At 70.3% G+C, this 2,684-nt stretch carries 3 protein-coding genes; all 3 read left to right on the top strand.

Translation table 11 applies throughout. The features are described from left to right. A partial coding sequence (locus FDZ70_09040) for a cytochrome c biogenesis protein ResB (protein ID TLM70880.1) occupies positions 1-961 on the top strand: 961 nt, incomplete at its 5' end. After that, positions 958-1,824, top strand: a complete 867-nt coding sequence (locus tag FDZ70_09035; protein ID TLM70879.1) for a cytochrome C biogenesis protein — start codon at positions 958-960, stop codon at positions 1,822-1,824. The genes FDZ70_09040 and FDZ70_09035, both read left to right, overlap by 4 nt. A gap of 7 nt (positions 1,825-1,831) precedes the next feature. Beyond that, the coding region (locus tag FDZ70_09030; GenBank protein TLM70878.1) for a radical SAM protein at positions 1,832-2,684 on the top strand (853 nt) is incomplete at its 3' end.

Raw genomic sequence — 2,684 nt, 5'->3', positions numbered from 1 at the left:
GTTCTGGGGCTCGGTCGTCCTCCACGCCAGCATCGTGGTGATCGCGGTGGGCGGCGTCTGCACCGGGCTCACTGCGTTCTCAGGCGAGCTCGCGCTCGCTGAGGGGCAGTCCGTCGTGGACTCGCGCGGGGCGTACTACGCCGTGACCAGGGAGCCCGCAATCGGGAGCGCGTTCACGGGAGCGCGCATCGGCCTGAGTGAGATGTCGGTCGAGTACCACGCGGGGCAGGTCGTCTCGGCGGTCGCGCGCATGCATGCGGCGGATCAGGCGGGGCGTTCGTTCGAGAAGGACGTCAGTGTCAACCATCCGCTCGACGTTGCCGGCAAGTCGTACCTGTTGCTCGACACGGGGTATGCGGTGGCGCTCTCCTTGCGCTCCGAGCTCGGGACGGCGGACCCGATGGTGGTGAACCTCGCCGCCGAGACACCCGCCGGCTGGCATGACTCGGTCGCCCTCGGCGCCGCGCAGGCTGGAGGCGGCATGCTCGTCGCGGAGATGACGGCGACGCCGGCCCCGCTCGGGCCCGGCGAGCCGATGCCGGCGGACGCGCTCAAGGTGCGGGACCCGCGACTCAGCGTGACGGTGACGAGCATCTCACCGACGGGCGGCCCGTCGTCGGTCCTCTGGGAGGGCGTGCTCGCCCGCGGGCAGTCCGCGCCGCTCCCCGCGGGGTCGCTCGTGTTCGAGGATCTTGGACTGTGGAACAGCTACCTCGTCCGGGGCGAGCCCGCGCGCTGGATCACGTACGTCGGCTTCTACCTGTGCATCATCGGTGCCGCCTGGAGGTTCGCCGTGCCGGAGCGGCGGCTGGTCGTGCTGGTGCGTCGGTCCGCGGAGGGACACGAGCTGGCGGTATCGAGGAGTGCGCGGCCGTGGTCGTTCTCGGAGCGTTCCGATGCTGCGATGGTCTCCGAGTTGCTCAGGGGTGTCGGCGAGGAATGCCTGGAGGATCCGGCATGAGTCTGGCTGAGAGCGTCACCTTCTGGGGTGCGGTCGCGCTGTACGTCGCGGGCGTCGTCACGATGTTCGGCGGGGTCGTCTTCGGCCGGCGCCGGCTGGTCGAGGCCTCGACGGTGGTCGTCGCCGTCGGACTGTCGGTGCATGCTGCCGCCATCGCCGCGCGCTGGTCCGCGTCGGGGCACTTCCCGTACATCGAAGACTACGAGAACGTGCTGGTCGGGACGTTCGTGATGGTCGCCGCGTACCTGCTGGTCACGTGGCGCTGGCGCGGGCTCGCCGTGGCGGGCGTGCTGGTGCTGCCGGTCACGCTGCTCACGATGGGCTACGGGGTCACCCAGTACACCGGAGTGTCCCCGGTCACCCCCGTCTACCAGAGCGCGTGGCTCGTCGTCCACGTGACGTTCGCGTGGATCACCTACGCGACGTACTCCGCGGTGGCCGGGCTCGCGGTGGCCCTCCTCGTGAGGGACCGTGCGGAGCGGCGAGGCGTGCAGCCGGCGGGTGTGCCGGCGTGGATCCCAGCCTCGGAACGCATCGACTCGCTGTCATTCCGCCTGGTCGCCTTCGGGTTCCTGAACAACGCGGTGATGATCGCGTCGGGGGCGATCTGGGCGTACCGCCTGTGGGGCTCCTACTGGAGGTGGGACCCGGTCGAGACGTGGTCGCTGCTGACCTGGCTGGCGTACGGCCTTTACATGCACGCTCATCTCACGCTCGGCTGGCGCGGGCGCCGCCTGGCTTGGCTCGCCCTGTTCGCGCTGTTCGGCGTGCTGATGACGTTCTGGGGCGTGCAGATCCTGCCGAACACCTATCACCTGTTCGACAGCATCGGGACCGGCATCGTGTCCAGGCCGGGAGGGTGACCCGTACGTGCGCATCACACTCATCTCCCCGCCGTTCGGTGAGGGTGGCCAGAAGTCCAAGGGCCTGCCGATCGCGCCGCCGGTCCTCGAGTACCTTGCGGCGCTGACCGAGCAGGTCCGGCCCGGCGAGCACTCGGTCGCGCTCGTCGACGCCAACCTGCGCGACTTCGACCCGCATACCTCCGACGCGGACCTCGTCGGCATGACGGTGCTGACGCCGCAGGCTCCGTGGGCGTACCGCACGGCCGGCGTCCTGCGCTCGCGGGGCATCGCGGTGGTGCTCGGCGGCATCCATGTCCACGCGCTGCCGGACGAGGCCGCCGCACACGCGGACGCGATCGTGATCGGCGAGGCGGAGACGATCTGGGGCGGCGTGCTGGACGACGCCGTCGCGGGCGCGCTGAGGCCGCGCTACCACGGCCCGTACGCGCCGCTGGAGCACCTTCCGCGGCCGCGCACCGACCTGCTGCCCGATCACTACCAGTTCGGCTCGTTCTTCACTTCGCGCGGGTGCCCGCACTCGTGCGCGTTCTGCTCGGTGCACGAGTTCTTCGGCCGCACGGTGCGGATGCGTCCGGTCGACGAGGTGGTCGGCGAGGTGGCAGCGAGCCGCAAGCGGCTGTTCTGGAACATCGACGACAACGTCTGGGGCGTGAACGTCGCGCGCTCGATCGAGTTGTACAAGGCGATGGCGGACGGAGTGCACGGCAAGTGGTGGTTCGGCTCGGGAGACCTCGTCACCATCGGCCACTCGCGCGCCGACGAGCTGCTGACGTGGGCAAGACGCGCCGGCATGACCGCGGCGATGGTCGGCTACGAGTCCGACAACCCGCTCGTGCTCGAGGAGCTCGACGCCACCA

The organism is Actinomycetota bacterium (assembly GCA_005774595.1).
Taxonomy (GTDB): Bacteria; Actinomycetota; Coriobacteriia; order Anaerosomatales; family D1FN1-002; genus D1FN1-002.
This window is presented reverse-complemented; position numbering and strand designations above follow the sequence as displayed.